General features: G+C 65.2%; 28 protein-coding genes. 17 read left to right on the top strand and 11 right to left on the bottom strand.

Going from position 1 to position 23594, the window contains the following annotated elements; all coding sequences use genetic code 11:
- Positions 1–15 precede the first annotated feature (15 nt).
- From MUG98_RS18650 to MUG98_RS18635, 4 genes are all read right to left on the bottom strand, one after another.
- On the bottom strand, positions 16–2439 hold the full coding sequence (locus tag MUG98_RS18650) for a methyl-accepting chemotaxis protein (RefSeq protein WP_265108924.1): 2424 nt from the start codon (positions 2437–2439) through the stop codon (positions 16–18).
- Entirely contained in the window at positions 2439–3698 is a 1260-nt protein-coding gene (locus MUG98_RS18645) for an ABC transporter substrate-binding protein (protein ID WP_265108923.1), read from the bottom strand. The genes MUG98_RS18650 and MUG98_RS18645 overlap by 1 nt, the downstream gene beginning before the upstream one ends.
- A 369-nt stretch (positions 3699–4067) precedes the next feature.
- Positions 4068–5024, bottom strand: a complete 957-nt coding sequence (locus MUG98_RS18640; RefSeq protein WP_265108922.1) for an electron transfer flavoprotein subunit alpha/FixB family protein — start codon at positions 5022–5024, stop codon at positions 4068–4070.
- The gene (locus MUG98_RS18635; RefSeq protein ID WP_265108921.1) at positions 5021–5812 is read right to left on the bottom strand and encodes an electron transfer flavoprotein subunit beta/FixA family protein; all 792 of its coding nucleotides are present in this window, start codon (positions 5810–5812) and stop codon (positions 5021–5023) included. The genes MUG98_RS18640 and MUG98_RS18635 overlap by 4 nt, the downstream gene beginning before the upstream one ends.
- A gap of 202 nt (positions 5813–6014) precedes the next feature.
- Here MUG98_RS18635 and MUG98_RS18630 point away from each other — a divergent pair, with 202 nt between their 5' ends.
- The 3 genes from MUG98_RS18630 to MUG98_RS18620 all read left to right on the top strand — a co-directional run bounded on the left by MUG98_RS18630 (position 6015) and on the right by MUG98_RS18620 (position 8298).
- Entirely contained in the window at positions 6015–6503 is a 489-nt protein-coding gene (locus MUG98_RS18630; protein ID WP_265108920.1) for a TRAM domain-containing protein, read from the top strand.
- A gap of 125 nt (positions 6504–6628) precedes the next feature.
- Positions 6629–7621, top strand: coding sequence for an MBL fold metallo-hydrolase (locus tag MUG98_RS18625; RefSeq protein WP_265108919.1), 993 nt, complete (start codon positions 6629–6631; stop codon positions 7619–7621).
- Positions 7622–7800: 179 nt separating this feature from the next.
- Positions 7801–8298, top strand: a complete 498-nt coding sequence (locus MUG98_RS18620; protein ID WP_265108918.1) for a Tfx family DNA-binding protein — start codon at positions 7801–7803, stop codon at positions 8296–8298.
- A gap of 75 nt (positions 8299–8373) precedes the next feature.
- Here the strand turns inward: MUG98_RS18620 and MUG98_RS18615 are convergent, their stop codons facing one another.
- Positions 8374–8745 carry a hypothetical protein gene (locus MUG98_RS18615; RefSeq protein ID WP_265108917.1) on the bottom strand — a complete coding sequence of 124 codons (372 nt, stop codon included), beginning with the start codon at positions 8743–8745 and terminating at the stop codon, positions 8374–8376.
- A gap of 275 nt (positions 8746–9020) precedes the next feature.
- On the opposite strand from MUG98_RS18615, the gene MUG98_RS18610 reads away from it, so the two are divergent.
- Positions 9021–9806 (top strand): SDR family oxidoreductase, encoded by a 786-nt coding sequence (locus tag MUG98_RS18610; protein ID WP_265108916.1) that lies wholly within the window; start codon positions 9021–9023, stop codon positions 9804–9806.
- 18 nt (positions 9807–9824) lie between these two features.
- On the opposite strand, the gene ubaA is transcribed toward MUG98_RS18610, so the two are convergent.
- Positions 9825–10658: an SAMP-activating enzyme E1 gene (ubaA, locus tag MUG98_RS18605; RefSeq protein ID WP_265108915.1), complete on the bottom strand. Its 834-nt coding sequence runs from the start codon at positions 10656–10658 to the stop codon at positions 9825–9827.
- A 177-nt stretch (positions 10659–10835) separates the two neighbouring features.
- Here ubaA and MUG98_RS18600 point away from each other — a divergent pair, with 177 nt between their 5' ends.
- The 4 genes from MUG98_RS18600 to MUG98_RS18585 all read left to right on the top strand — a co-directional run bounded on the left by MUG98_RS18600 (position 10836) and on the right by MUG98_RS18585 (position 14404).
- The gene (locus MUG98_RS18600; protein WP_265108914.1) at positions 10836–11021 is read left to right on the top strand and encodes an HVO_0416 family zinc finger protein; all 186 of its coding nucleotides are present in this window, start codon (positions 10836–10838) and stop codon (positions 11019–11021) included.
- A 190-nt stretch (positions 11022–11211) separates the two neighbouring features.
- A complete protein-coding gene (locus MUG98_RS18595) occupies positions 11212–11370 on the top strand; it encodes a DUF7563 family protein (RefSeq protein WP_265108913.1) in 159 nt (52 codons plus the stop codon).
- Positions 11371–11459: 89 nt separating this feature from the next.
- A complete protein-coding gene (locus tag MUG98_RS18590) occupies positions 11460–13328 on the top strand; it encodes a UvrD-helicase domain-containing protein (RefSeq protein WP_265108912.1) in 1869 nt (622 codons plus the stop codon).
- Positions 13325–14404 (top strand): M24 family metallopeptidase, encoded by a 1080-nt coding sequence (locus MUG98_RS18585; protein WP_265108911.1) that lies wholly within the window; start codon positions 13325–13327, stop codon positions 14402–14404. Before MUG98_RS18590 ends, MUG98_RS18585 begins: the two co-directional genes overlap by 4 nt.
- A 13-nt stretch (positions 14405–14417) precedes the next feature.
- On the opposite strand, the gene MUG98_RS18580 is transcribed toward MUG98_RS18585, so the two are convergent.
- Complete coding sequence (locus MUG98_RS18580) at positions 14418–14759, bottom strand: (2Fe-2S)-binding protein (RefSeq protein ID WP_265108910.1); 342 nt, start codon at positions 14757–14759, stop codon at positions 14418–14420.
- A gap of 162 nt (positions 14760–14921) precedes the next feature.
- Between MUG98_RS18580 and MUG98_RS18575 the strand changes: the two genes are divergently transcribed.
- Together MUG98_RS18575 and MUG98_RS18570 are read left to right on the top strand one after the other, a co-directional pair.
- Complete coding sequence (locus MUG98_RS18575; protein WP_265108909.1) at positions 14922–15341, top strand: ester cyclase; 420 nt, start codon at positions 14922–14924, stop codon at positions 15339–15341.
- Positions 15342–15667: 326 nt separating this feature from the next.
- On the top strand, positions 15668–16513 hold the full coding sequence (locus MUG98_RS18570) for a helix-turn-helix transcriptional regulator (RefSeq protein ID WP_265108908.1): 846 nt from the start codon (positions 15668–15670) through the stop codon (positions 16511–16513).
- A 118-nt stretch (positions 16514–16631) separates the two neighbouring features.
- Here MUG98_RS18570 and MUG98_RS18565 read toward each other — a convergent pair whose 3' ends face one another.
- Entirely contained in the window at positions 16632–16883 is a 252-nt protein-coding gene (locus MUG98_RS18565) for a DUF7533 family protein (protein ID WP_265108907.1), read from the bottom strand.
- 146 nt (positions 16884–17029) lie between these two features.
- On the opposite strand from MUG98_RS18565, the gene MUG98_RS18560 reads away from it, so the two are divergent.
- Positions 17030–17683 (top strand): riboflavin synthase, encoded by a 654-nt coding sequence (locus tag MUG98_RS18560; protein ID WP_265108906.1) that lies wholly within the window; start codon positions 17030–17032, stop codon positions 17681–17683.
- 3 nt (positions 17684–17686) lie between these two features.
- On the opposite strand, the gene MUG98_RS18555 is transcribed toward MUG98_RS18560, so the two are convergent.
- Both MUG98_RS18555 and MUG98_RS18550 read right to left on the bottom strand, forming a co-directional pair.
- Positions 17687–18037 carry a hypothetical protein gene (locus MUG98_RS18555; protein WP_265108905.1) on the bottom strand — a complete coding sequence of 117 codons (351 nt, stop codon included), beginning with the start codon at positions 18035–18037 and terminating at the stop codon, positions 17687–17689.
- A gap of 64 nt (positions 18038–18101) precedes the next feature.
- Positions 18102–19109, bottom strand: a complete 1008-nt coding sequence (locus MUG98_RS18550; RefSeq protein WP_265108904.1) for a PrsW family intramembrane metalloprotease — start codon at positions 19107–19109, stop codon at positions 18102–18104.
- 195 nt (positions 19110–19304) lie between these two features.
- Here MUG98_RS18550 and MUG98_RS18545 point away from each other — a divergent pair, with 195 nt between their 5' ends.
- The 5 genes from MUG98_RS18545 to MUG98_RS18525 all read left to right on the top strand — a co-directional run bounded on the left by MUG98_RS18545 (position 19305) and on the right by MUG98_RS18525 (position 22035).
- Entirely contained in the window at positions 19305–19457 is a 153-nt protein-coding gene (locus tag MUG98_RS18545) for a hypothetical protein (protein ID WP_265108903.1), read from the top strand.
- A gap of 115 nt (positions 19458–19572) precedes the next feature.
- Positions 19573–19950 (top strand): DUF7532 family protein, encoded by a 378-nt coding sequence (locus MUG98_RS18540; RefSeq protein WP_265108902.1) that lies wholly within the window; start codon positions 19573–19575, stop codon positions 19948–19950.
- A 43-nt stretch (positions 19951–19993) separates the two neighbouring features.
- Positions 19994–21433 carry a ribonuclease FAU-1 family protein gene (locus MUG98_RS18535; RefSeq protein WP_265108901.1) on the top strand — a complete coding sequence of 480 codons (1440 nt, stop codon included), beginning with the start codon at positions 19994–19996 and terminating at the stop codon, positions 21431–21433.
- Positions 21434–21484: 51 nt separating this feature from the next.
- Positions 21485–21655 carry a dihydrofolate reductase family protein gene (locus tag MUG98_RS18530; RefSeq protein ID WP_265108900.1) on the top strand — a complete coding sequence of 57 codons (171 nt, stop codon included), beginning with the start codon at positions 21485–21487 and terminating at the stop codon, positions 21653–21655.
- A gap of 71 nt (positions 21656–21726) precedes the next feature.
- Complete coding sequence (locus tag MUG98_RS18525) at positions 21727–22035, top strand: dihydrofolate reductase family protein (RefSeq protein WP_265108899.1); 309 nt, start codon at positions 21727–21729, stop codon at positions 22033–22035.
- 10 nt (positions 22036–22045) lie between these two features.
- Here MUG98_RS18525 and MUG98_RS18520 read toward each other — a convergent pair whose 3' ends face one another.
- Entirely contained in the window at positions 22046–22504 is a 459-nt protein-coding gene (locus MUG98_RS18520) for an NUDIX hydrolase (RefSeq protein WP_265108898.1), read from the bottom strand.
- Positions 22505–22732: 228 nt separating this feature from the next.
- Between MUG98_RS18520 and MUG98_RS18515 the strand changes: the two genes are divergently transcribed.
- The gene (locus tag MUG98_RS18515; protein ID WP_265108897.1) at positions 22733–23539 is read left to right on the top strand and encodes an SDR family oxidoreductase; all 807 of its coding nucleotides are present in this window, start codon (positions 22733–22735) and stop codon (positions 23537–23539) included.
- Positions 23540–23594 lie beyond the last annotated feature (55 nt).

Genomic DNA, 23594 nt, shown 5'->3' with positions numbered 1-23594 from the left:
ACGGTTCCGCCGAACCTACGACTCGTCGACCTGATCGAACGAGAACGGGTCGTCGGTTCGTTCGGGCTCTGACGCGCCGGATTCGGACTCCGTCGTGGCGGAGTCCGCGTCGTCGGCTTCGGCCGTGTCGTCGTCCTCGTCGACCGATCCGTCGGCACCGTCCTCGAAGGCCAGTTCGGTGCCGGTCTCCGAAGCCCAGGACCGGGACTCTCGATCGGTCTCGAAGCGGTCGAGCGCCTCGCTCAGGCGGGCCGCCTGTCCGGCGAGCGAGTTCGCGCTATCCGACACTTCGGCGAGGGACGACGTCTGCTCCTCCGCTGCCGCCGCCACGTGCTGGGCTTCCTGTGCCGTCGTCTCCGAGATGTCGGCCGCAGCCGACGTCATCGAGACGACTTCCTGCGTCGAGGCGGCCTGTTCCTCGGTCGCAGCGGAGATTCCCTGCACGCCGTCGTTGGTCTGGCTCGCGTAGTCCGCGATCTCGTCGAGCGCTGCCGCAGCGTTCTCGACGGAGTCGACGTGCGTCGAGATGCGATCGGCGGTCTTCTGGACCTCCGCCGCCGTGTGGTCGGTCCGCTCGTTGATCCGCTCCAGTCGCTGCTCGATGTCCTCGGCGGTCTCTTTCGTGTCCTTCGCGAGCTCTTTGACCTGGGACGCGACGACGGAGAACCCGTTCTCGCCGTCTTCGCCGGCATTGCCGCGTGAAGCCTCGATGTTGGCGTTCAGGGCGAGCATGTTCGTCTGCTGTGCGACGTCAGAGATGAACTCGACCAGTTCGTCGATCTGCTCCATCTCCTCCTCGAGCGCCTCGATGGCGGCGACGGTTTCGGCCGACTCCGATTCGATCTCGTGCATCCCGTCGATCGCTTCCTGTGCCGCTTCGCGTCCGTACCGGCCCGTTTCGGCGGTCTGCTCGGCGAGGTCGGCGACCTCGTTCGACGACGCCGCGATCTGCTCGGTCGTCGTCGAGAGCCCGCTCATTTCGTTCGAGACCGCCTGCAGATGCTGGTTCTGTCGATCCGCGCCGTCGGAGATCTCCTGGACCGACTCGGTCACCTGCTCGGAGGCCGATCTGACCTCTTCCGCGCTCGTCGTCACCTCTTCGCTCGCCGTCGCCACCTCGGTGGCGAACGTCTTGACGTTCGCGGTCGTCTCCTCGAGTTCGTCGACCATCGAGTTGAACGAGCGGGCGATGTCGGCCATCGCCTCGCTCTCGCTCTCGGGATCGAGTCGCTGGGTCAGATCGCCGGCGGCACACTGTGCCATCACGTCGCGGTACTCGTCTGCTTTCGACTCGAGATGCCGGTTGATCGACTCGGTCTCGGCGCGGGCCTGTTCGGCGTCCTCCCGAGCGGATTCGGCCTCCACGATCTGTTCGCGCAGCGACGTGCGCATGTTGTCGAAGCCGTTGTACAACCGGCCGATCTCGTCGGTCCGGGACGTCTCGAGGTCGACGTCGAGATTTCCTGCCTCCATCTCTTCGGTCCGATCGCGCAACTCGGCCAGCGGGACGACGGTCTGACGCCCCAGGATGGCCCCCACGACACCGAGCGTGAGCAGACTGACGAGCACCATCACGATGACGTTGGTGCCGACGTCGGTCGCGACGCCGTAGGCCTGTTCGGTCGGGACACTCGTGACGGCGACCCACTGGGTGGCACCGACCGGAACGTACGCCTGGACGTAGTCGTTGGATTCGATCCGGGTCACTCGTCCGCCGAGGGCGGCTTCCGTGGCGTCGTCGTCGAACGATATCTCGTCGATCGACTCCTGCTCGGCCTGCAGTACCGCGTCACCGTCCTCGTCGATGATGGCCGTCGAACCTGCCGCGCCCTCCTGGTGGAGTTGCTCGACGCGGTACTCGAGCGTGCCGATGACGACGACGACGCGATCGTCGCGTTCCGGAACCGGGCTGGCGAAGGCCATCACCTGATCGCCGAGGGAGTCCGACTCGAATGCCTGCTCGGAGTTCCAGACCGCCTCGTCGAACACCAGTTCGCCCGCGAGGTCCGCCTCCGTCCACGGTTCGTCGACATCGGCGAACGACTCGCCGCGGAGTTCGGCGTTGGTACTGGTGACCACTTCGCCGGTCTCCGTATCGACGTAGTGGATCGCCCGCACGTCGACGGACATTCGCGCTTGCTCTTCGATGATCCTGCCCTGGACCTCCTGTGGATCGCCGTCCTGGAGGACGGGCGACGTCGACGCCGTTCGCGTCTGGACGCGCATCGTTCCGACCCATTCGCCGATCGAGTTCGCCTGTAACTCGGCGGTCGATTCGAGCTGATCGTTCGACTCGGTCCGGACCGTCCCGTCGATTTCGGCGTAGCTGACGGCGCCGACTGCACCAATGACGAGGACGACAGCCAGAATCGAGACCACGAATTTCACGAGATACCGTCGCCTGATGAACGACGGTACCAGTTCTTCGAGTTTCGTCATCACGTACTCACCCTGTCGATTTCGGTAATTCCGCTGTCCGCACTCTCGTCGAACTTCCAGTACTCGAACGTTGCGTCCTCCACGTCGCCGTACTCGTCGAAGACGATCGAACTCGAGGCCCCACGATACTCGACGTTCTCCCCCTGCGCTGCGAGTTCGAGTCCTTTCGGGAGCTGTTTCGGGTAGATTACCTCGCCGGGGCCCCAGGTTACCCGCTGCATCGCGTTCCTGATCGCCGCCCCGTCGTTCTGCCCGGCGAAGGCGTTCGCGAGTAATAGGACGGCCGTCGCATCGTAGGCGTGGGCCGTGAAGATTCCCGGTTCGGCGTCGTAGGTGTCCTTGAACATCTGTACGAAGTCGTCCTCCCTGGGTCCGGCGTTGGCCGCTGCGACGCCTCGGATTCCGTCGATCGAGTGGTCGGTCGCCTCGTGGAGACCGCCGTCTCGCAGTCCGTCGGTGACCAGAATGTCACCCTCGTAGCCGCCGCCGATCAGGTCGTCGAACAACTGCGCACCCGTCTTGGGGTAGCCGATCACGATCATGAGTTCCGGATCGTCGGCCGTCGCCCGCTCGATGGCTTCGGTGTAGGAGTCCCGTCCGGTTTCGACGGGGACCTGTACGGAGACCGTCCCGTTGTGGGAGTTCCGGAACGACCGGGTGAACGCCCGACTTAGCTGCCAGCCGTAGTCGTTGTTCACGTAGAGCGTGGCCGCGTTCTCGCGACCCAGGTCCGTCGACGCCTGTTCGGCGAGGACGGCTGCCTGCAGTGAGTCGGAGAGGGCGGTCCGATAGACGAGTCCGGCATCGTTCAACGCCGTGATCGTCGGCGACGTCGACGCCGGCGAACAACTGACGACTCGGCGGGGAATGAGCACCTGCTGGGTCGCCTGTAACGTCACGTTGGAGGCCGCCGGCCCGTTGACCATCGGATACCCGGCTTCGACGAGGCGAGCAGCCTTCTCGACTCCGGCCCTCGCGGACGTCTCCGTGTCCGCGACCTCGTAATCGATCCCGAGAGCGATTTGGTCTCGGACCTGTTCGATCGGAAGTAATGCGGCGTCTCGAATCGGTTTCCCCACAGAACCGAGACCTCCGCTGATCGGCTGCATCACCCCAATTTTGAGCGTACGATCCGTGCCACCACCGTCTCCGTCGTCGACGTTACGTCCGGGAATGGAACTGAGACAGCCGGCGAGGCCGCCGCACCCAGCGACCCCGATGGTTGTCAGTAGATTCCGTCGACTCGATCGGAACGACATAGGAGTCGTATCTAATCAGTAGTACATATGTGTTCTGGACTCTCACTACAAGATTCATATAGTGGGTGCCATATTGGGCGCTATTCTTCCGGTCTCGGTTAATATTTCTAACGAATGTACAGTATTTCATCAGAACATTCCGCGTTACAAACGCCTACGCCCGGAATACTACTAAACGGTCGGGCAAAATCCGATCGATTCTCGCAGTTTCACGACGTTCGATGTACGCAGCGACCGACGGAAGCCCGTGTACGGGTGCCGGTATCACGCTTGACTGCTCGTCCCCACGACGTGCTATCTCGCTTTCGTGCGAATGTCGTCCAAAAAAGCCGCTCACTCGGCCTCCGGCTTCGCTCGCGATCGTCTCGCTTATCCGCCGAACTCTTCCGTGAGTGCCGGCACGACGTCGAAGAGGTCGTCGTGGATCGCGTAGTCGGCGATGTCCATGATCGGCGCGTTGGGGTCCGTGTTGATCGCGACGATCGTGTCGGATCCTTTCATGCCGGCGACGTGCTGGACGGCGCCGGAGATGCCGATCGCGATGTAGACGTCGGGCGTGACGACCTTTCCGGACTGGCCGACCTGGCGGTTCTTGGGCAGCCAGCCGTTGTCGACGATCGGGCGCGAGGACGAGACCGTCGCGTCGAGCGCGTCGGCGAGGTCCTCGATGATCGGGATGTTGTCCTCCTCTTCGATCCCGCGGCCGACGGAGACGAGCACGTCGGCCTCGCTGATGTCGACGTCGCCGCCGGCGACTTCCTCGAAGCCGTTGACAGACGATCCGATCGCGTCCTCGTCGATGTCGGCGTCGAAGGCCTCGATCGCGGCGTCACCGGTCCCCTCTGCGGCGGGCCACTCGGCACCGCGAATGGTGACGACGGCGTTGTCGGCGAGTTCGGACGTCGTCTCGACCTTGCCACCGTACATCTCGCGGGTCGCGATCAGCGTCTCGCCGTCGGTATCGAGGTCGACGGTGTCGGTGACGATCGGCAGGCCGAGGCGGTTGGCGACGGCGGGCGCGTAGTCGAGGCCGTTGACGCTGTTGGGCGTGAGGACGTACTGCGGGGCGAGGTCGTCGTACAGCTGGACGACCGCCTGCGTGTAGACGTTGTGGTTGAACTCCTCGCCCTCGTCGACGGTGTGGATGACGTCGACGCCGTCGCGATCGAGTTTGTCGGCGAACTCGTCGACGGTGCCGCTGATGACGGCGAGGTGGAGGTCGCCACCGGTTTCGTCTGCGAGCTGGCGACCGGCGGTGATGATCTCGTAGCTGACGTCGCGCAGGTCGCCGCGGCGGTGGTCCGTGACCGCGAGGACGTCCGTCATGGTGCCACCCCCTTCTCGCGGAGCAGGTCACCGAGCTCCGACGCCGTCTCCTCGGCACTGCCTTCCCAGATCGTGACGTCGCTCTCGCTCTCGGGTTCGTACATGTCAGTCAGTTCGAGCTGGGACTCGATCGCGCTCTCGTCGACGCCGATGTCGGCGAGGCTCTGGACGTCGAGTTCCTTGCGCTGTGCCTGGCGGATGCCCCGCAGGCTGGCGTAGCGCGGCTCGTTGATCCCCGTCTGGATCGTCAGCACGGCGGGGAGTTCGATCTCGGTGAGCTCCTCGACGCCGCCTTCGAGTTCGCGGCGGACCGAGGCGATTCCGTCGTCGAAGTCGTGTTCGAGGTGGTTGACGACGGCACCCCACTCGAAGTCGAGGTCTTCGGCCAGCGAGACGCCGGTCGCGGCGAAGCTGTCGTCGCCGGCCTGGACGCCCGTCAGCACGAGGTCGGGATCCTCTTCTTCGACGACGGCCTGCAGGATCTCCGTCTTCGCGCCGACGTCGAGCAGGTCGACGTCCTCGAGGGCGTCGTCCCAGACGCGAACGGCGCGATCGGCACCCTTCGCGAGCGCCTGGCGAATGGTCTGTTCGCAGTCTTCGGGACCGATCGTCACCGTGACGACTTCGTCGGCGATGCCGTCTTCCTGGAGCTGGACGGCCTCTTCGATGGCGTAGTCGTCCCACTCGTTGAGGTCGGCACCGAGGTACTCGTCGGCGATGGTGGTTCCCTCGATCTCGAACTCGTCTTCGACGGTCGCAACCTCTTTGACCGTAACGAGGATTTTCATCATCTATCACTCTGTCTTCCCTCCCGTAAACGTTTTCGAAACGCCCCGTTCCGTACTCAGCGTTCACTTGACACCCGTCCCCGTCGTCGGTCGAGTTGGGACGCCGGCTGTTCCGGCGTCGTCGTTCACAACAGTCACTGAGGATCCTGCCTGCCGTTCTCAAGACGGAAACGGTTTAACGACGCCACCGGTAGTACGGAACATGGCAGACTGTCCACTCGCCGATGACTGTCCGAGCTTTTCCGAACGGATCTCCGGAATGGGGTGTCAACATTACGGCGACCGGGGTGGCAAGGAGTGGTGTAATCACTACAGCCAGCCGATCGAGGATCTGAAGACCCAGCCGGTCAAACCGGGCGAAGAGGTCGTTGTCGACGTCGTCGACATGCACGAGAGCGGTGCCGGCGTCGGGCGAACCGAGGATGGGTTCATCGTGATGGTCGACGGCGTCCTCCCGGAAGCGCGTGCTCGCGTCGAGATCACCCGGGTCCACAGCAACCATGCACGCGCAGAGGAACTCGAACTCCTGCCGATGGACGACGAGGAGTCGGACGACACGGACGAACTCGCGGACGACGAAGACGACGCCGACGGCGCCGACGAGTCGGACGCGGAGGCCGACGAGGACGAGTCCGACCCGGCCACCCGTCGCGAACGACTCGGCAGTCGCGAGAACTTCTGGGGATCCTGAATCGCTTCCCCAGGTGGACAGTCACCGGGCAGCGTCGCGCAACGCCGTTTTTACTATCGGGCGGACGTACGAGTCGCCGGCGGGCACTCGCAAGGATTTTCTCGCTTCCCGCGTCACGGGAAGCCATGGATCGGATTCCGCTGTCGAACTCCGCGTTCGAGGGCGACAACAACGCGTACCTCTTTGCGGACGGCGAGGAGACGGTACTGATAGACACCGGCGACTGGATGGCGGCGACCCGGGACCAGCTCGAGGCCGCCTTCGCGGAGCGCGGACTCGAATTCGCCGACGTCGATCGGATCTTCCTGACCCACTGGCACCACGATCACGTCGGTCTGGCGGGCGAGATTCAGGCCGAGAGCGGTGCCGACGTCTACGTCCACGAGAACGACGCGGCCCTCGTCGAGGGCGACGAGGACGCCTGGGACGTGATGTTCGAACGACAGGAGCGGTACTTCGAGCAGTGGGGGATGCCCGAGGCGGGACGGGAAGTCCTCCGGAACCTCATGGTCAGTGCGGACGTCTCCGCCGAGAATCCGACCGTGACGCCGATCGAGAGCGGCGACGCCTTCTCGTTCGACGGGCGCGAACTCCGCGTCGTCCACACGTCGGGCCACGCGGCGGGCCTGTGCGTCTTCGAGACTGAACTCGACGGCCGGCGCGAGGCGTTCACGGGCGACGCCCTGCTCCCCGTCTACACGCCGAACGTCGGCGGCGCGGACGTCCGCGTCGACAATCCGCTCGCGAAGTACCTCCGCGCGCTGCAGGGGATCGTCGACGCCGACTACGATCGCGCCTGGCCCGGCCACCGCGACCCGATCGACGAGCCGGCCGATCGAGCCGCCTACATCATCGACCACCACGAGGAGCGGTCCTACCGGGTGCTCGACGCGCTCGATCGGCTGGGCCCGTGTGACACCTGGACCGTCAGCGCCGACCTGTTCGGCGACCTGGAGGACATTCACATCCTCCACGGCCCCGGCGAGTCCTACGCCCACCTCGAGCACCTCGAACGGGCCGGAACGGTCGTTCGCGAGGGCGACGAGTACCGATTCGCCGAGGGCGTCGCGGAGGAACTCTCGGCGATCGACGACGAACGCTGGGAATTGACGTACTGACGCGGTTTTTCCTCTGGGTTCCGGTCCGATCGGCGTCCTCTGCAAACGGACGCTGGCGCGATCGAGTCGAGCCGCTCCCAGACCGCGTCGCTGTGCGCGAACCGACTACCCGTGACCCGGATCGAGTTCGATTTCGGGGCCGGGGGACCGTGGAAACTTTGGTCACGCCGTCGTCTAGCGTGACGTATGAGCGTGCGAGTTCCCCGGAGGCGATCGCCGTGATCGACGACGTCGAGGAGTTGCTCGACGACATCGGGTTCGACCCCGAAACGAGCGTGTTGACCCACCGTCAGGCCCAGGTGCTTGCCCTCCGCGAGCGGGACGTCTCGCAGGCTGACATCGCCGACGAACTCGGCACCTCGCGAGCGAACGTCTCCTCGATCGAGGCCAGCGCCCGCGAGAACCTGTCCAAGGCCAGGGAGACTGTCGCCTTCGCGGAGGCGCTTCGCGCGCCGGTTCGCGTTCGCGTTTCCGCGGACACCGACCTCTACGACGTCCCGCAGATGGTCTACGACGCCTGCGACGAGGCCGGCGTCAAGGTCGACCACACCGCCCCGGACCTGATGAAAGTCGTCAGCGACGCCGCCGGCAACGCGGTCACCGGCCGAAAGATCGCGTCGCCGCTGATCGTCGGCGTGACGTCGGAGGGGATGGTCCGCGTTCGTCACCAGGACTGATCGACGGACGATCTACTTCGAGCGGCTGGGGTCGGACTGACCGTAATTCACGTCGGGTACCGGGCGCGAGGTGCGTCAACTCGGGCGCGTCCCGCACTCACGGTCGGGATCGTCGGGCGGAATGTGCTGTTCTAAGACCCTGTACTGTTGGTCCCCGTCCACGTCGTAATGTTCGATTTCGAATACTTCCGGGATGCCGTTCGCGAATTCGACGACGAGGCGATACAAGTAAAGGCTAGAACCGGTCATCACTAGCTCGTTTTCGAGCGAGAGGTCCTCAAGCGAGAGCTGATGGAGCGAGTTGCCGTTCACGAGACAGCCGAGAATTACGACTCGATCCTCGTCGGGGTAGAAATCGACGACGGCGTAATCCCGCTCGTCCTTTGGGAACGAGTTTTTCTTTTGAAGTTCAAAGCTCTTTTGTACTATATTAGTAGATTCAGCCATTTAAATAATTAATCGGTTTAGTTCCATTTCGAATAATTGTGATATATGAGGGCCTACCTTGGAATACAACGTCATAGTCTTCCATGATTTTCCACGCGGGATATCCTCGACCTGCTATGGCGTTTGGCTTTCCCTGGCAGTTTCTCATAAAGTATCATAAAAGTATCTTTTCAGTTCAAACCCATCCCACGGACTGAATATTGCCCAATCTGTTCCAAACTATCACGATACAAGATCCCCCGAGAGATTTGTATCCCGCCTTCCTGGAATTCAGTATGGACCTCGAACTCGACGGAAACGCGGCACTGGTGACGGCGTCTTCGAGCGGCCTCGGCTTTGCGTCCGCCCGGGCGATCGCCGAAGAGGGTGCGAACGTGACGATCTGCGGTCGCGACGCCGATCGACTCGACGCGGCGCGCGACGAACTCGAGGAAACGGCGGAAGGTGACGTACTCGCCGTCCAGGCCGACCTCACCGACCCCGACGACGTCTCCCACCTCGTGAGCGAGACGGTCGACGCCTTCGGCGGGCTCGATCACCTCGTAACGTCCTCGGGCGGGCCGCCGAGCACGACCTTCCTCGAGACCGACGAACAGGACTGGTACCAGGCCTACGATCTGCTGGTGATGAGCGTCGTCTGGACGATCGAGGAGGCCCACCCGCACCTGCTCGACTCGGCGGACGGGACGATCACCTGTATCACCTCGCGGACGGTGCGGGAGGTCGCGGACGGACTGCTCCTCTCGAACTCGGTGCGCCGGGGCGTGATCGGTCTCGTGAAGACAATTTCACGGGAGTTCGCGCCGGAGATCCGGGCTAACGCGGTGCTGCCGGGGACGATCGAGACGTCGCGAATCGAGGAACTGGTCGAGGCCCGCGTCGACCGCGGCACCTACGACGACTACGAGGCGGGACTGGCCGACATGGCGGGCGAGATCCCGATGGATCGCATCGGGGATCCCCGGGAACTCGGCGAGGTCGTCGCCTTCCTCTCGAGTCCGCGTGCCAGTTTCGTCAACGGGTCCGAAGTGCCGATCGACGGCGGACTTCTGCGGAGCTAACGGTCCCGTCGTCTCGGGTCAGTCGGCCGAAATCTCGCAGGTCCCCTCGTACGACACGTCCTCGACGGACGTGATCTCGGGATCGTCGCCACAGACCGGACAGGCCGGATTCGACCGCACCGGGACCGTCTCGAAGGTCATGGCCATCGCATCGTACATCAGGAGTCGGCCCTCGAGGAGGTCGCCTTTCCCGAGCAGGTACTTCACCACCTCGGTGGCCTGGATGCAGCCCACAGTTCCGGGGAGGACGCCGAGCACGCCCGTCGTGGCACAGTCGGGGACGGTCCCCGGTTCGGGCGCTTCGGGGAAGATGCACCGGTAACACGGCGGAGACGACTCGCCGCGATCGTTCGTGAACGTCGTGATCTGTCCCTCGAAGCGGTAAATCGCACCGTGGGAGAGCGGCGTCTCGGTGAGGACGCAGTGATCGTTGAGCAGGTACCGGGTGGCGAAGTTGTCGCTGGCGTCGAGCACGACGTCGTACTCCTCGACCAGATCGCCGACGTTCTCGGCGGTGAGACGGATCTCGTGGGTCTCGACGTCGACGTCCGGGTTGAGCGCCGCCACGTAGTCGGCTGCGCTCTCTACCTTCGGTCGGTCCACGTCCGCGTCGCCGTGGACGACCTGTCGCTGGAGGTTCGATCGCTCGACGACGTCGTCGTCGACGATTCCCAGACGGCCGACGCCGGCCGCCGCGAGGTACTGGATCGCCGGGGATCCCAGTCCTCCCGCGCCGACGACGAGGACGCTCCCCTCGAGCAGTCGTTGCTGGCCGTCGGGGCCGATCTCGTCCATGATCACGTGTCTCGAGTACCGATCGAGCTGGGTCGCGTCGAGGCGCAGGTCGCTCATACGCTGTCGTTGGGCCGAGTCGGGCAAAAACCCGCGGGTCACTCCCCGGCGGATAGATACTCGTTGACCGAACGTTTCCGCCGACCGACTGATCGGGATCGTGACCTGTCCGGAACCATTAGGCAGGATGCTCACCCTTCCAAACGATTTAATAGTATGGTGTGCATTGACACACCTATGGCAACCTCACCCAGCGATGCCGGTGACGATGTCCTCGATCAATTCCTCTCGGATCGCGGCCACACGGTAGACCAAGTCGGGTGGGAGCAAGAGTATAACAAGAAACAGTGTCCCGAGTGTGGCGGACTCCACGATACGTCCGCGACCGTCTGTACCGTCTGCGGGTGGGAACCGACCCGATAAGCCCGGGTCGCGATCGACTCCGTTTTTCGTCCGGACCGGAAGCGTTCACTGCCGGTTCCGATCCGGAACCGGGTTCGACCCGGACTTGTGTCCAGTTCGTTCGGGTGGCCGGTCCCTACCGGCTATTTTCAGCCTTCCGCAGACGACACAATTATAATGTGTTTGTTCCCTAGAGGTTACGTACAGGACAATGCCGGAATGCCAGAACTGTGGTGCGTTCGTGACCGAGGCCTACGCCCGCGTCTTCACGCCGCGCGGCGTCGACGACCCTCGCGTCTGTCCGGACTGTCAGGACAAGATCCGTGACGGTGCCGACGTCCGAACCGCCCGGTCTCCCCGCAACCCCTGACGTACCGCCTGCAGTCGAACAACACGCGTCGCGTTTCTCTCGTCGAAAATCCACGTGACTTATGGGTGTTGCGACCCTGAACAGGCATAATGGCTACCACGGAGACGAAGGTGACCCGGCTGTTCGGTGGTCCGGGCAGCGGGAAGACGACGGCCCTGCTCGACCACGTCGAAGAGATCCTCGAGGAGGACGGCGTTACATTCCGGGACATCCTCGTCGTCTCGTACACGCGAGCGGCTGCACAGGAGGTTCGCGAACGACTGGCCGATCGACTCGACGAGAGCCCGCGTGCACTGCAGGGAAACGTCTGTACGATGCACGCGAAGGCCTACGAACTCCTCGATCTCTCTCGTAGCGACGTGATCGGCGAATCCGACAAGGAGGAGTTCTGCGAGGACTACGGTCTCGAGTTCGAAGACGAGTACAGCGGTGCCGGCCGTCGCACCGCCCGCTCGACCACGATCGGAAACAAGATCATCGCCACCAGCCAGTGGCTCCAGCGGACCAGCCGCGACGTCTCGGACTGGTACGACGTCCCCTTCCAGTGGGACGAGGAGGAAGTTCGTCTCCCGCCCGAGATCGATTCCCACGCCCAGGAGGGCAACAAGTACACGCCGACCTGGCCCAGCGACGACGATCGGATCGACGTTCCCGAAGCGATCCGCGGCTGGCGCGCCTACAAGGGCGAACAGGGGAAGATCGGCTTCGCGGACATGCTCGAGCGCGTGAAACAGCGATCGCTGCTCCCGAGCGTCGATTACCTCGTGATCGACGAATTCCAGGACATCACGACGCTGCAGTACGACGTCTACGAGGAGTGGAAACCCCACATGGAGCAGGTCCTGATCGCCGGCGACGACGACCAGGTCGTCTACTCCTGGCAGGGTGCCGATCCCGCCCTGCTGCTCGACGAGGAGGTCGACGAAGACGTCATTCTCCCGAACTCCTACCGGCTCCCCTCGAACGTGCTCAATGCGGTCAACAAGGAGATCCGTCACATCGATCACCGTCAGGACAAGGACCTCAAGCCGCGCAAGGAAGGCGGGGCCGTCGAGGCCCGCGCGAACGCGTCGATGCTCGACGTCGTCCGAAACGTCCGGCGCACCCTCGTGGAAGGTGACGGAACGATCATGGTGCTGTTCCGGGCGCGCTACCAGATGTTCCAGTTCATCGACGAGTTCATCACCGAGGGGGTACCGTTCACCTCGCTGACCGACCAGCGAATGTGGACCGATCGGCTCACCCAGTACGTCCGGGCCGTCGAAGCGATCGACGAGGGCGAGGACGTCACCGGCCTGCAGGCCCGCCGTCTCGCGGACATGCTCCAGGAGTCGGCGTTCGGAACGAACGAACGCGACGACTTCTTCGATACGATCGACGAACTCCAGGAGGAAGCCGGCGTCGAGGACCTGGAGGAACTTGCGGTCCCCGCGGACGTCGTCCAGGACCACGCTCCGTTCATGCCCGGTCCCGCCTCCGCGGCCGACATGGTCCGCAAGGTCACCAACTTCCAGAAGAAGAGCATCCGCTCGTACTTCGCCATCGGCGAGTACCAGAACATGGAGACCGATCGGGTCCGGGTCGGCACCATCCACTCCGCGAAGGGTCGCGAGGCCGACCACGTCTTCGTCGGCACCGACCTCACCGAGAAGGTCGTCGAGCAGATGGTCGCGACCGTCGACGATCCCGAGGCCATCCCCGGCTGCGAGGAGTTCACCAAGACCACCTCGCCCGTCCCGGTTCTCACGGACAACGAACGGCGCGTCTTCTACGTCGGCATGTCCCGGGCTCGCGAACGGCTCGTCCTCCTTGAGAACCTCGTCGACGGAGCGCCGACGCTCCCGATCGACGTCCTGCTCAAGAATCGCCTGACCGACACGACCCTCGAGGAACTGATCGAGGAGGCCCAGCAACCGGCCGACGCCGAAGCCGACGAGGTCGAAGCCGAAGCGCCGTGACCGACGGCGACGACACCGCACTCGAGGCGGCGCTGGCGACGGCCCTCGACTCCCGCGAGGCGGTCGCGTTCGTCCACGCCGGTCCGGACCGCGATCCGGCGATTCGGTACTGCCGCTCGTCCTCGTCTCCGTCCGCCGTCGATCGGCGCGGCGCTCCTATTCGCGCCCTCGCGTTCGACGGCACGCGCTGGCTCTCGGTCTCGAGCGCGGACTCGGCGGGTCACCCCGCCGCTGACCTCGCATCCGGGCTGACCGATCGGGTCGGCACGGGGACCGTCCTCACCCCTGCCCGCATCCCGCACGACGCGGCGCTCTACCTCGAACAGGCGGGATTCTCGCTCGCGTCGACCGACGTCGTCGAACGAACGCGAGCGACGAAGACCGACGCCGAGCGCGACCACGTCGATACCGCACAGGCGGCCGCCGCCGCCGGCGTCCGTCGCGCCGCTTCGGTACTCGCGGACGCGACGATCGAGGACGGACGACTCGTGGCAAGCGGTGACGCGGTGACGCCCGATCGGTTGCGACGCGCGGTCGACGAGGCGATCATCGCGGCGGGTGGCTTTCCCGCCCGAACCACGACGATCACGGCCACCGACGGCGACGCGGCGCTCCGATCGGGAGCGCCGATCGTCGTCGCCACCGCGCCGCGCGGGCCGACGGGCTATCACGGCGGCCTCGTTCGCACGCTCGTCGTCGATAGCGAGGGCGGGACGGAGCGGCGGGCACACGTCGCCGTGACGCAGGCGTTCCGGTCCGTCCAGGCGATGCTCACGGCCGATACCGAGTCCGTGACTGCGGTCGAAGCGGACCTCGAGGCCGAAGTGCGAGGGTTTGGCTTCGGCGAGCACCCGATCGAGACGCGAGTCGCTGGAGTCGGCCTCGAACCCGCCGAACGCCCCCGTGACGGGGCCGACGAGGTCGAACCGGACACGGTGGTTCGTGTCGAGGCCGCCGTCGAGTTCGAACCCGATCGGCGGATTCGACTCGCCGACGTGCTCGCCGTTCGCGAGCACGAGGTCGAGTGGCTCGCCCCACCGTCGCGATCGATCGAGCCGAGCGCTCTACTCGAGTAGCGGCGGCGGATCGTCAGTCGGGAGATAGCTGCCGCGGAAGGACCTGACCCCAGACGTGCTTGTCCAGGAGCCCGACCGTCATCGGTTCCTCGACCTCGATACAGCAGGAGAGTCGCGGGTAGCCGAACCGGACGGCCGCGGCGTCGTGCCAGTGGGTCGGCTCCGGCGCGGGATCGACCTCGACGGTACAGGTCGAACACAGCCCCCGGCCGCCGCAGTTGGCGTACTGCGACAGCGTTCCGTAGACCTGAAATCCGCGGTCGAGCAGCGCGTCCCGGAGGTTCGTGCCCCGTTCGACCTCGATGGTCGTTTCCTCGTCGCCGTCGATGATCCGAACCGGGATTCGTTCCGCCATAGCGTTCGCTACGGTCCCACGCCACGTGATTCTACTGCCAGATCGGTCTCGACCGGACCGTAGCTGCCTGATACGTCCTGTCACCGTTTACACCGCGAGCGGATTCTCACGGCGTAACGGTATGGTATCACAGCACGTGGTGTGGAACGGGGTGAGCCACTGATGGCGAAAGCCACATCCGACGCCGAAGCGATCGTCAGAGAGTACGAGCGCATCTGGAACGAACGGGCATTCTCGGACCTGTCGGACGTCGTCGCGGAGTCGTTCACGTTTACGTCTCCGACCGCGGACACGATCCGGGGCCGTGAGAACGTCGAATCGTACGCCAGGGAGGTCGTCGACGGCTTTTCGGACTTCGAGATCACGCTCCACGAACTGCTCGCCGACGAGTCGCTGGTCATGACCGAGAGCACGCTCTCGGGGACCCACGACGGGGAGTTCGAGGGAGTTCTCCCGACTCACGAATCGTTCGAAATCCGGTCCATGGCGACGTTCGTCGTCGAGGACGGCACACTGCAGGAGGAACGCACCTACTTCGACCACCACGACTTTCTCGACCAGCTCGGGCTCTTGGATGAGTAACTGCCCCGCTCGATAGCGGGGCCGCTCCGTTGGGCGGCTACCGAAATCGGATCGACGGAGAACGTCGGGAGGCGGACCGTCAGGTCGCGGGCTCGATGTGCTGGTTCGTTCGGAACAGGTTCTCCGAGTCCCGTTCGTTCGCGTTCGAGTTCGCGGAGTCGCTCGTACCGATCGCCTTGCCGTCCGTCCGGAACTCGACTCGGCTGCGGGCAGTTTCGTCGTTTCGGGAGCGAGCGATATTCCATTATCCCGTGAGGGGATTCCCCCGGTGTACCGGGTTCCGGAATACGTGCACTTTGATAACTATTGCCATGGCCGGTCTAGATATGCTCGACGAGTCCAGAGCAATACCGGAAGACGCACTGGCGGACATCGCGTACCTCGCGCGATCGAGCAACCGGGTCGAGATACTCGCCACGCTCGCGACGGAACCGCACGCGTCCCGCGACGTTGCGGCGGCGACCGCGGCGTCACGATCGACGCTCGAGCGGATCCTCACCGAACTGGAAGAGCGCGGCTGGGCCGAGCGGACCACCGACGGAACGTACGTCGCGACGCCCGCCGGGGAGTTCGCCATCAGCAAGTTCGTGCCGCTCGTCGGAGCGATGCAGGCGATCAGGAGCCTCGGCGACGCGGTCGGCTGGCTCCCGGCGGACGAGTTGTCGATCGGTCTGCACCACTTCAGGGATGCGACGGTTAGTCGCCCGGAATCGAACAGTCCGCTGGCGCCCGACACGCAACTCGTCGGCATGATTCGCGAGGCCGACAGCTTTCACTGTCTCGTGCGTATCGCACCCTCGGTAGCGTTCGAGAACGCCGTGCGGGACGCCGTCGTCGAGGGCAACCTGACCACGGAACACGTTCTCACCGACGGGGAACACGCCTCTCTCAGCGAACGGCGGGACCGGTTAGAGCACTGGCGGGAATATCTCGAGGCTGGGGCCAACGTGTACCGCTACGACGACCGTATTCCGTGTAATCTATTCGTCCTGGACGACGCGGTCTTCCTCGCGAACCGTCAGCCCGAGACCTGTGCGTTCATCGTGACCGAGAACGAGAGGGTTCGATCGTGGGCACGTCACGTAATCGAAACGTATCGACGGGAGGCCGACCGCCTCGACGCGACGGCGTTCTCGGAGGAATCGTCGACGCTCGCGAACTCGAACCGGTGAATCGGACGGGATCTCGTCGGTGCCGTCGTCGATACCGGTTCGACTCTATCGAATCCAATACCATAATCGCTCCCGCGTCGATTTCCCTCGATCCCGGACGATCGGTATCTGGAGCCCCTCACTCGTCCGTCTCGGAGTCGGACTCCGGCTCTTTCGCCACCGCTCCGGCGACTCGTTTGGCGACGAGACCTGGAACGTCGCTCGGCGTCGTGAGCAGTTGCTCGACGAGAACGAGCAGGATTGCGAGACCGATCAGCGCGCCGCCGACGAGCCGTTCCCCGTCGGCCAGCAACGACAGTCCTGCCAGCGCCGGCGGAATCGCCAGCACGAGAACGCCCGCGAGTTTGATCGTGTCGATGATGCCTGCCATTGGAGCACGATACGGCGAGTCCAGTCAAAAACGCGGCGACTGGTGACGGTCGATCGGACCGGCCGCCACCACGTCACGCTACGTCACGGAATCGTTACGCGTACCGCCTTCGGAACGTCTTTATTCGTCGGCTGTCACCTGCGAGTATGTTCACGGGAATCGTCGAGGAGACCGGCGAGGTCGTCGCACGCGATCGAACCGAGGACGGTCTTCGCCTCCGAATCGGGGCCAACGAGGTCGCCACGGGACTCGAGCACGGCCAGAGCATCAGCGTCAGCGGCGTCTGTCTCACCGTCGAGCGGTACGCGGACGACGAGTGGTTCGAGGTCTTTCTCGCGAGCGAGACGGTCGATCGGACGTATCTCGGCGACCTCGACGAGGGCGACGCGGTGAATCTGGAGCGGGCTATGCCCGCGGAGGGTCGGTTCGACGGGCACGTCGTGCAGGGCCACGTCGACGCTGTTGCGACGCTTTCGAACATCGAGTCCGTCGAGGAGGACTGGTTCTTCGAGTTCGAACTTCCCCCGGGGTACGATCGGTACGTCGTCGAGAAGGGGTCGATCACGCTCGACGGGATCAGTCTCACCGTCGCCGACCTCGACGAGGGTGCCGCGTCTTCGACGCGACGAACGGAAGGCGGTGAAGCCGCCGCGACCCGTTCGGTCACCGTGGCGATCATCCCGACGACGTACGACCTGACGACGCTCTCGGAGAAGGACGTCGGCGCCCCCGTCCACCTCGAGGTCGACGTGCTCGCGAAGTACGTCGAGCGCCTGCTCGAGGCGCGGTTCGACGCGTGACGGTCAGACGCCCGGAATCCCGAACGCACCGACTCCGAGCCGCAGTACCGAGTTGAGGACGAACAGGATCACGAACGCGGAGAGCCAGGCGACGAACCCGATGGCCGCGGCGTTCACCCATCCGCCCGGGTATCGCCAGTTGATGACCCAGATCCAGGCCGCCAGCGCGAGGATCGGCCCGACGAGCGGGATCCAGGACGTCAGCGCCCACGCGATCGCACCGACGAGAGCCGTTATGATCGCGTGCGAATAATCTTCGACGCCGGCGACGACGCTCGCGCTGATGTATATCGCTGTGCCACCGACGAGTAACGCGACGAGAAACGCGACGAGCGAACCGATAACTGGAACCATTGGCCTGAGTTTCCCGTCCAGTGAAAAGTATCCGGCGATCGGGTCACGCTCGATCCGGTACTCGTTAGCGCTGTGACGGCTCGAACTCGGTGAGTTCCGACTTCGGCGGGTCGCCGGTGTCGTCCCTGACCTCGCGGTACCGACGACGGTAGCGGGCGATCTTCCGGTAGAGGTAGTAGCCGATCGCGAGGTCGTAGACGATCACGTAGCCGACGAACGCGAGACCGTAGCTGATCGGGTAGACGCTGGCGATCACTTCGGGCACGATGCCGACGGTGACGTTGTAGGTGGCGTGGACGAACGCGGCGATGAGAAGCCCCTTGACGATGAGGGGGCCGGCGTACCGGGGATTGAACTTCGCCAGTCCGAGGTAGTAGCCCGCGATCGCGGAGTAGATCACGTGCCCGGGACCGACGAGCGCCCGGACGGTCGTGATCCCGGTCGCGGCGGTGACCGTCCCGACCTGTGCGGCCTCGATCGTGCCCGCGATGTAGATCGCGTTCTCGATCGCGGCGAAGCCGAGGCCGGCGACCGCACCGTAGACTGCACCGTCGACGACCGCCCTGAAGGAGTTGCTCCGGTAGGCGAACACGCGGACGGCGAGCAGTTTCACCCCCTCCTCGACGGGACCGACGACCAGGTAGAAAAAGAGGATCGTGCCGACCAGCGGGACGGCCCTGAGTTGCGGTCCCAGCACCGAGTTCACCACGGCGGCGAACGTCGCGAAGAGCACGGCCAGCACGAACGTCGCGACCAGCAAGCCGAGCGGTTCGCTGGTCGTGATGTCGGTGTACCAGATGAAGCCGGCGAGTAGTGCCGCGGGAACGATCGAGAGAACGAAGAAGGCACCGAGCCACGGATCTTCGTCGATGAGGACCGCCGGCTGGGCGAGGAGTGCGAGCGTGATCACGATCGCCGCGGACAGGACGATCGCCCGCAAGCCGTAGCTGATCGCGCTGTAGATCGTGTATGCGAGTAAATCGGAGATCGATCGCGGCTCCCACGTCGAGACGTCGTAGAGATCGATCGAGTCGTCGCTGGCTCGTTCGACCGGGTCGCGCCTGCGCTGCATATCTGCTCCTATGGGTGCCTGTCCGGTAAGCGTTCGGCGTGATCGACCCCGATCCGGCCCGGAGCGATCGATCCCGGACTGCGTTCGAGGCGATCGATCACGGCCAGTACCCGCAACGATCCTAGTATGATATTGACTCTCGTGATCCGTATAAGGGCGATACTTATGCGACTCCGGTCGGGATGACCGACACTCATGTACAGTGGTAGCCGTGGCATCCTCTACACCGCACCGCCAGGACCGGCCGACGAGAGCGAGACCGAGACCGACGTCGAGGCGTCTGCGGACGCCGAGGACGGCGCCGCGACCGCGGCCGAGGTGGCCGGGGGCCTGGCCGCCGACGACTGATCGACGGCCGACGGGATCGGTTTCGCGGCCGTCGGATCCGACGCGAACCGGATGGCGGCGATCGAATCGAATCGGACTCGGAATCCACAAAGGCCTCCCGCGCGAACCCGCCGGTATGCACTTCGATCAGCGCACACAACGGGCGCTCCGGGACGTCGGACTGGACGCCGACGATCTCCGCACCGCCTCCGAGGCGATCGTCGAGGCCGTCGCCGACGACGCGGCGGCGCTCGAGGCGTTTTTCGACGAGACGGAGACGGTCTACTCGGATATGGACATGGCCCACTCGCGGGCCGAGTTTCCCGAACACACCGTCGAGTACCTGGATCTCACCACGCACGCCGACGAGATGCGCGGCTGGCTCCGGTTCGACACGTGGGGCGTCTACGTCGAGGACGGTCGCCTCCTGGAAGACGGCTCCGTCGAACTGACGCTCGGCCCCACTATCCACGATCGGGTCCGGTTCGCGGCCGATCGGGAGACGCTCCGGTGATCGCCGTGTCAGGTGTCCGTCGGTCACCAGCGGAGGGACGGCCATGATCACCGTTCGCGTCCGCGGCATCTACACCACGGCGGTGACGCAACTGCTGGACGAGAACGGGTTCGAAATCGTCCAGGCCTCCGACCCGATCGAGGAGCGATTCACGGACTCGTTCGCGACGATTCCGGCCGCCGTCTCGATCGAAACGACTCGCGACAGGCAGGGCGTCGCGGTTTCGGGGGATCCCGACGCCGTCACGGCGGTCGTCGACGAACTCGACTCGATCGCGATCGATACGTTCCACTGGGACGCCGAGGTCCCCCGCAGCGCGGTCTTCGACGGGGACGTGATCGAGGCGAGCGGTGGCGGCGGCGCCGTCGTCGACCTCGGTGACGGCCGCCGCGGCTACCTCGACTACGACGACGTCGACGGCTACGTCGATACCGGGAACCGCTACCGCGTGCAGGTCCACGAGCCAGCGCCGCCCTGGGACGACGATCGGCCGCGGGTCGTCCCCTCGGTTGCGGTAGCGGGCGGCCTCTGTACCCTCTCGCGCGATCGGCACGGCGTCTCGGCGGCGCTCCGCGGCGAGCGGGCGGACGAACTCGTTGGGATGACCGACCTCCTCTCGACCGACGTGCCGGAGGGGTGGGGACTCCGCTGGCAGCCCGATGCGGCCGACGCGGATCTCGAGGCGATGGGCACCGCCCTCGATCGGGCCGTCGACCGCGTCGAAACGCTCGAGACCGCGCTCGCTGACGCACCGGACGACCCCGGCGAACCGGGTCGACTGGCTGCACCAGAGCGTACGGCGTGGCTCTGGTTCGGCCGCGAGTCACGGTTCGCGCTCGACGACGCGCGACGGGCAGTGACGGCGACGATGGCGGGCCACCACCGGACGAAGGCGGCCGACCGGGCCGCCAGCGCGGCGGTGGACTTCGCGGAGGCCGTCTGTGGCTCCGCGGGATCGGGCAACGACGACGGTGACGACGGGTTTCCCTTCGAGGCCGTCACCTACCAGTTCGGCCCGACGACGGGCGATCGGATCGAAATCGGGCACGGTAAACCGGATGGCAGACTGGTCTCGCTCGGTCGCGGCGAGGTGACGAACTGGGAGGCCGACGGCTCGGTGACCGTCGAGCGATCGATGCGCGGCGGCGGGACCTACGACGCGCTCGGCGTGCCGAAGGAGAGCGGCGACGTCGCCGTGACGAAGTTCCGCGAGGGCCGGTGGTGGTATCCGACGACGTACCGGGACGCCGAGGGTACCGCAAAGGGCACCTACGTCAACGTCTGTACGCCGGTCGAACTGTTCCCCGACTGTGCCCGGTACGTCGACCTCTACGTCGACGTGATCCGAAAGCCGGACGGGACGGTCGCCATCGTCGACGAGGACGAACTCGAGGCGGCGGTCGCCGACGGACTGGTAGCCGAGGCGCTAGCCGAGAAAGCCACGTCCGTTGCCACGGCCGTCGAGCGGGCGCTATCGAAGTAGCGAGCGGACGAGTACGATCGAGCTATCGTTCTCAAGCGCCGTATCGGCGGCATGGACCGGGGATCGATCGCGCTGTACATGGCGACCAGCGTGGACGGGTTTATCGCAACGGTGGACGGCGGTGTCTCGTGGCTCGATACGTTCGAATCGAGCGATCGCGTCACCGAGCGATACGACGCCTTCTTCGCCGACGTCGACTGCTGGTGCGTCGACTGCTGGTGATTGGATCGCATACGCACGAACAGGTGCTGTCGTTCGACGAGTGGCCGTACGGACGGAAACCGACGTCCGTGATGACGAACAGGGAACTGCCGATCGCGACCGAGCGCGTCGAGTTGGTCGCTGCCGAGGTGGACGAACTGGCACGCGATCTCACGGAACGATACGATCACGTCTGGGTCGTCGGCGGGGCACGGCTCGCGCGGGTGTTCCTCCGATCGGACTCGATCGACGAACTCCGGTTGTCGGTCGTCCCGCCGTTGCTCGGCGACGGACGCTCCCCCTTCGGCGAGTCCGGACCCGATCGCGAGCTAGCTCTGATCGAGTCGGTAACCCACGAGAACGCCGTCGTCGAACTTCGGTACGCCGTCGGTGCGACCTGATCTCGGTCGATCAGTCCGAGGCCGATGTGACGGATTCGGTCCGGGTGCCGTCCGGAAGGAGATGGACGTAGTCGTCCAGATCGAGTGCGAACTCCCGGGCGGTCGTGGGCTCGACCCAGTAGAGGTCGAACTCGGACCCGTGCTCCGCGCCGCCGTCGGCGACGGTGTGGGTCCACCGATCGCGAGGTTCGTGAACCGTCGCGTGGAATAAGTGGCGGACGTACCGCCGGGGTGGCGATCGGCGGCGGGTCCAGACGTCCGTCGAGAGGCGACGCGTCGCGCTCAGCGTCCCGAGTCCGCTTTCCTCGATCACTTCCCTGAACAGGGCCTCCCGCGGCGACTCGCCCGATTCGAGCGTCCCTTTCGGGATCTGTAACCCGTCGTGGTCCGGACCCTCGAACACCAGCAACTCACCCGGAGCGCGGGTGATGTACGCGCAGGCTTTCTCGACGTACGTTACGTCAGTCATGCTGGCTGGTGCCACACCGCGATTGGCTAAAAGCGTATCTGGGGGAGGCCTATAGGAACCTAAAGGAACGACTGGGGCCGGATCACCGAGCAGCGACGGCCGTTCCGGTCGTGAAGCTGTCAGTCCGCGGCGACGGCTGGTTCGTACTCGATACCCGATCCGCCGTCCGGATCCTCGACGGGCGAATTCGGCACCAGCATTTCAGTGATGTGGCACCAATACCCGATCATGACGAACGAACCGACTCTGACGCTCCTCACCGGTGCGACCGGAACGCTCGGCCGAACACTGCGTCCTCGGCTGCAGGATGCAGGCCACGACGTTCGAGCGGCGAGCCGATCGCCGCCGGCCGAAGGCGGCGCACCGAATCCCGAGTGGATCGAACTCGATCTCGTCGACGGAACCGGGCTCCGATCGGCCGTCGAGGACGCGGACGTCGTCGTCCACGCGGCCACCGCACCGCGGGGCGACAGCGAGGCGGTCGACGTCCGCGGGACCGAACGGTTGCTCGAGGCGGCCGCCGCCGCGGGCGTCGACAACTTCCTGTACGTCTCGATCGTCGGCGTCGACGAGATTCCGTACTCCTACTACGAGCACAAACTCGCCGCCGAACGGGCCGTCGAGGGCAGTGCGGTCCCGTCGACGATCGTCCGTGCGACGCAGTTCCACCCCTTCGTCCACGACTTGCTCGACGCGGTTTCGCGTCTGCCGGTGTGGCCGCTCCCCACCGAATTTCGGCTTCAGCCGATCGACGTCCGCGAGGCTGCAGACGCGATCGTCGACCACGCGACGGCCGACCCCTCGGGTCGCGTCCCGCCCGTCGGCGGCCCCGAGGTGCGAACCGTCGGCGAACTCGCCCGAACGTACCGCGACGCGGAGGGGCTCCGTCGGCCGATCGTCCGGTTCCCGATCCCCGGGTCGGTCGCCGGCGGGTTCCGATCGGGCGCGGCACTGTGTCCGGAGCGAACCGTCGGGACGGTGACGTGGGAGGAGTGGGTGACGGCCGGCGAGGCCGAGTCGGTGCGTTCCCGGTGACGCTGATCGGATGCCGCGGCTGGCCGTTCCCAACGCCCACCGCCGGTTTCGGGAG

Source organism: Halosolutus halophilus, assembly GCF_022869805.1.
Taxonomy (GTDB): Archaea; Halobacteriota; Halobacteria; order Halobacteriales; family Natrialbaceae; genus Halosolutus; species Halosolutus halophilus.
This window is presented reverse-complemented; position numbering and strand designations above follow the sequence as displayed.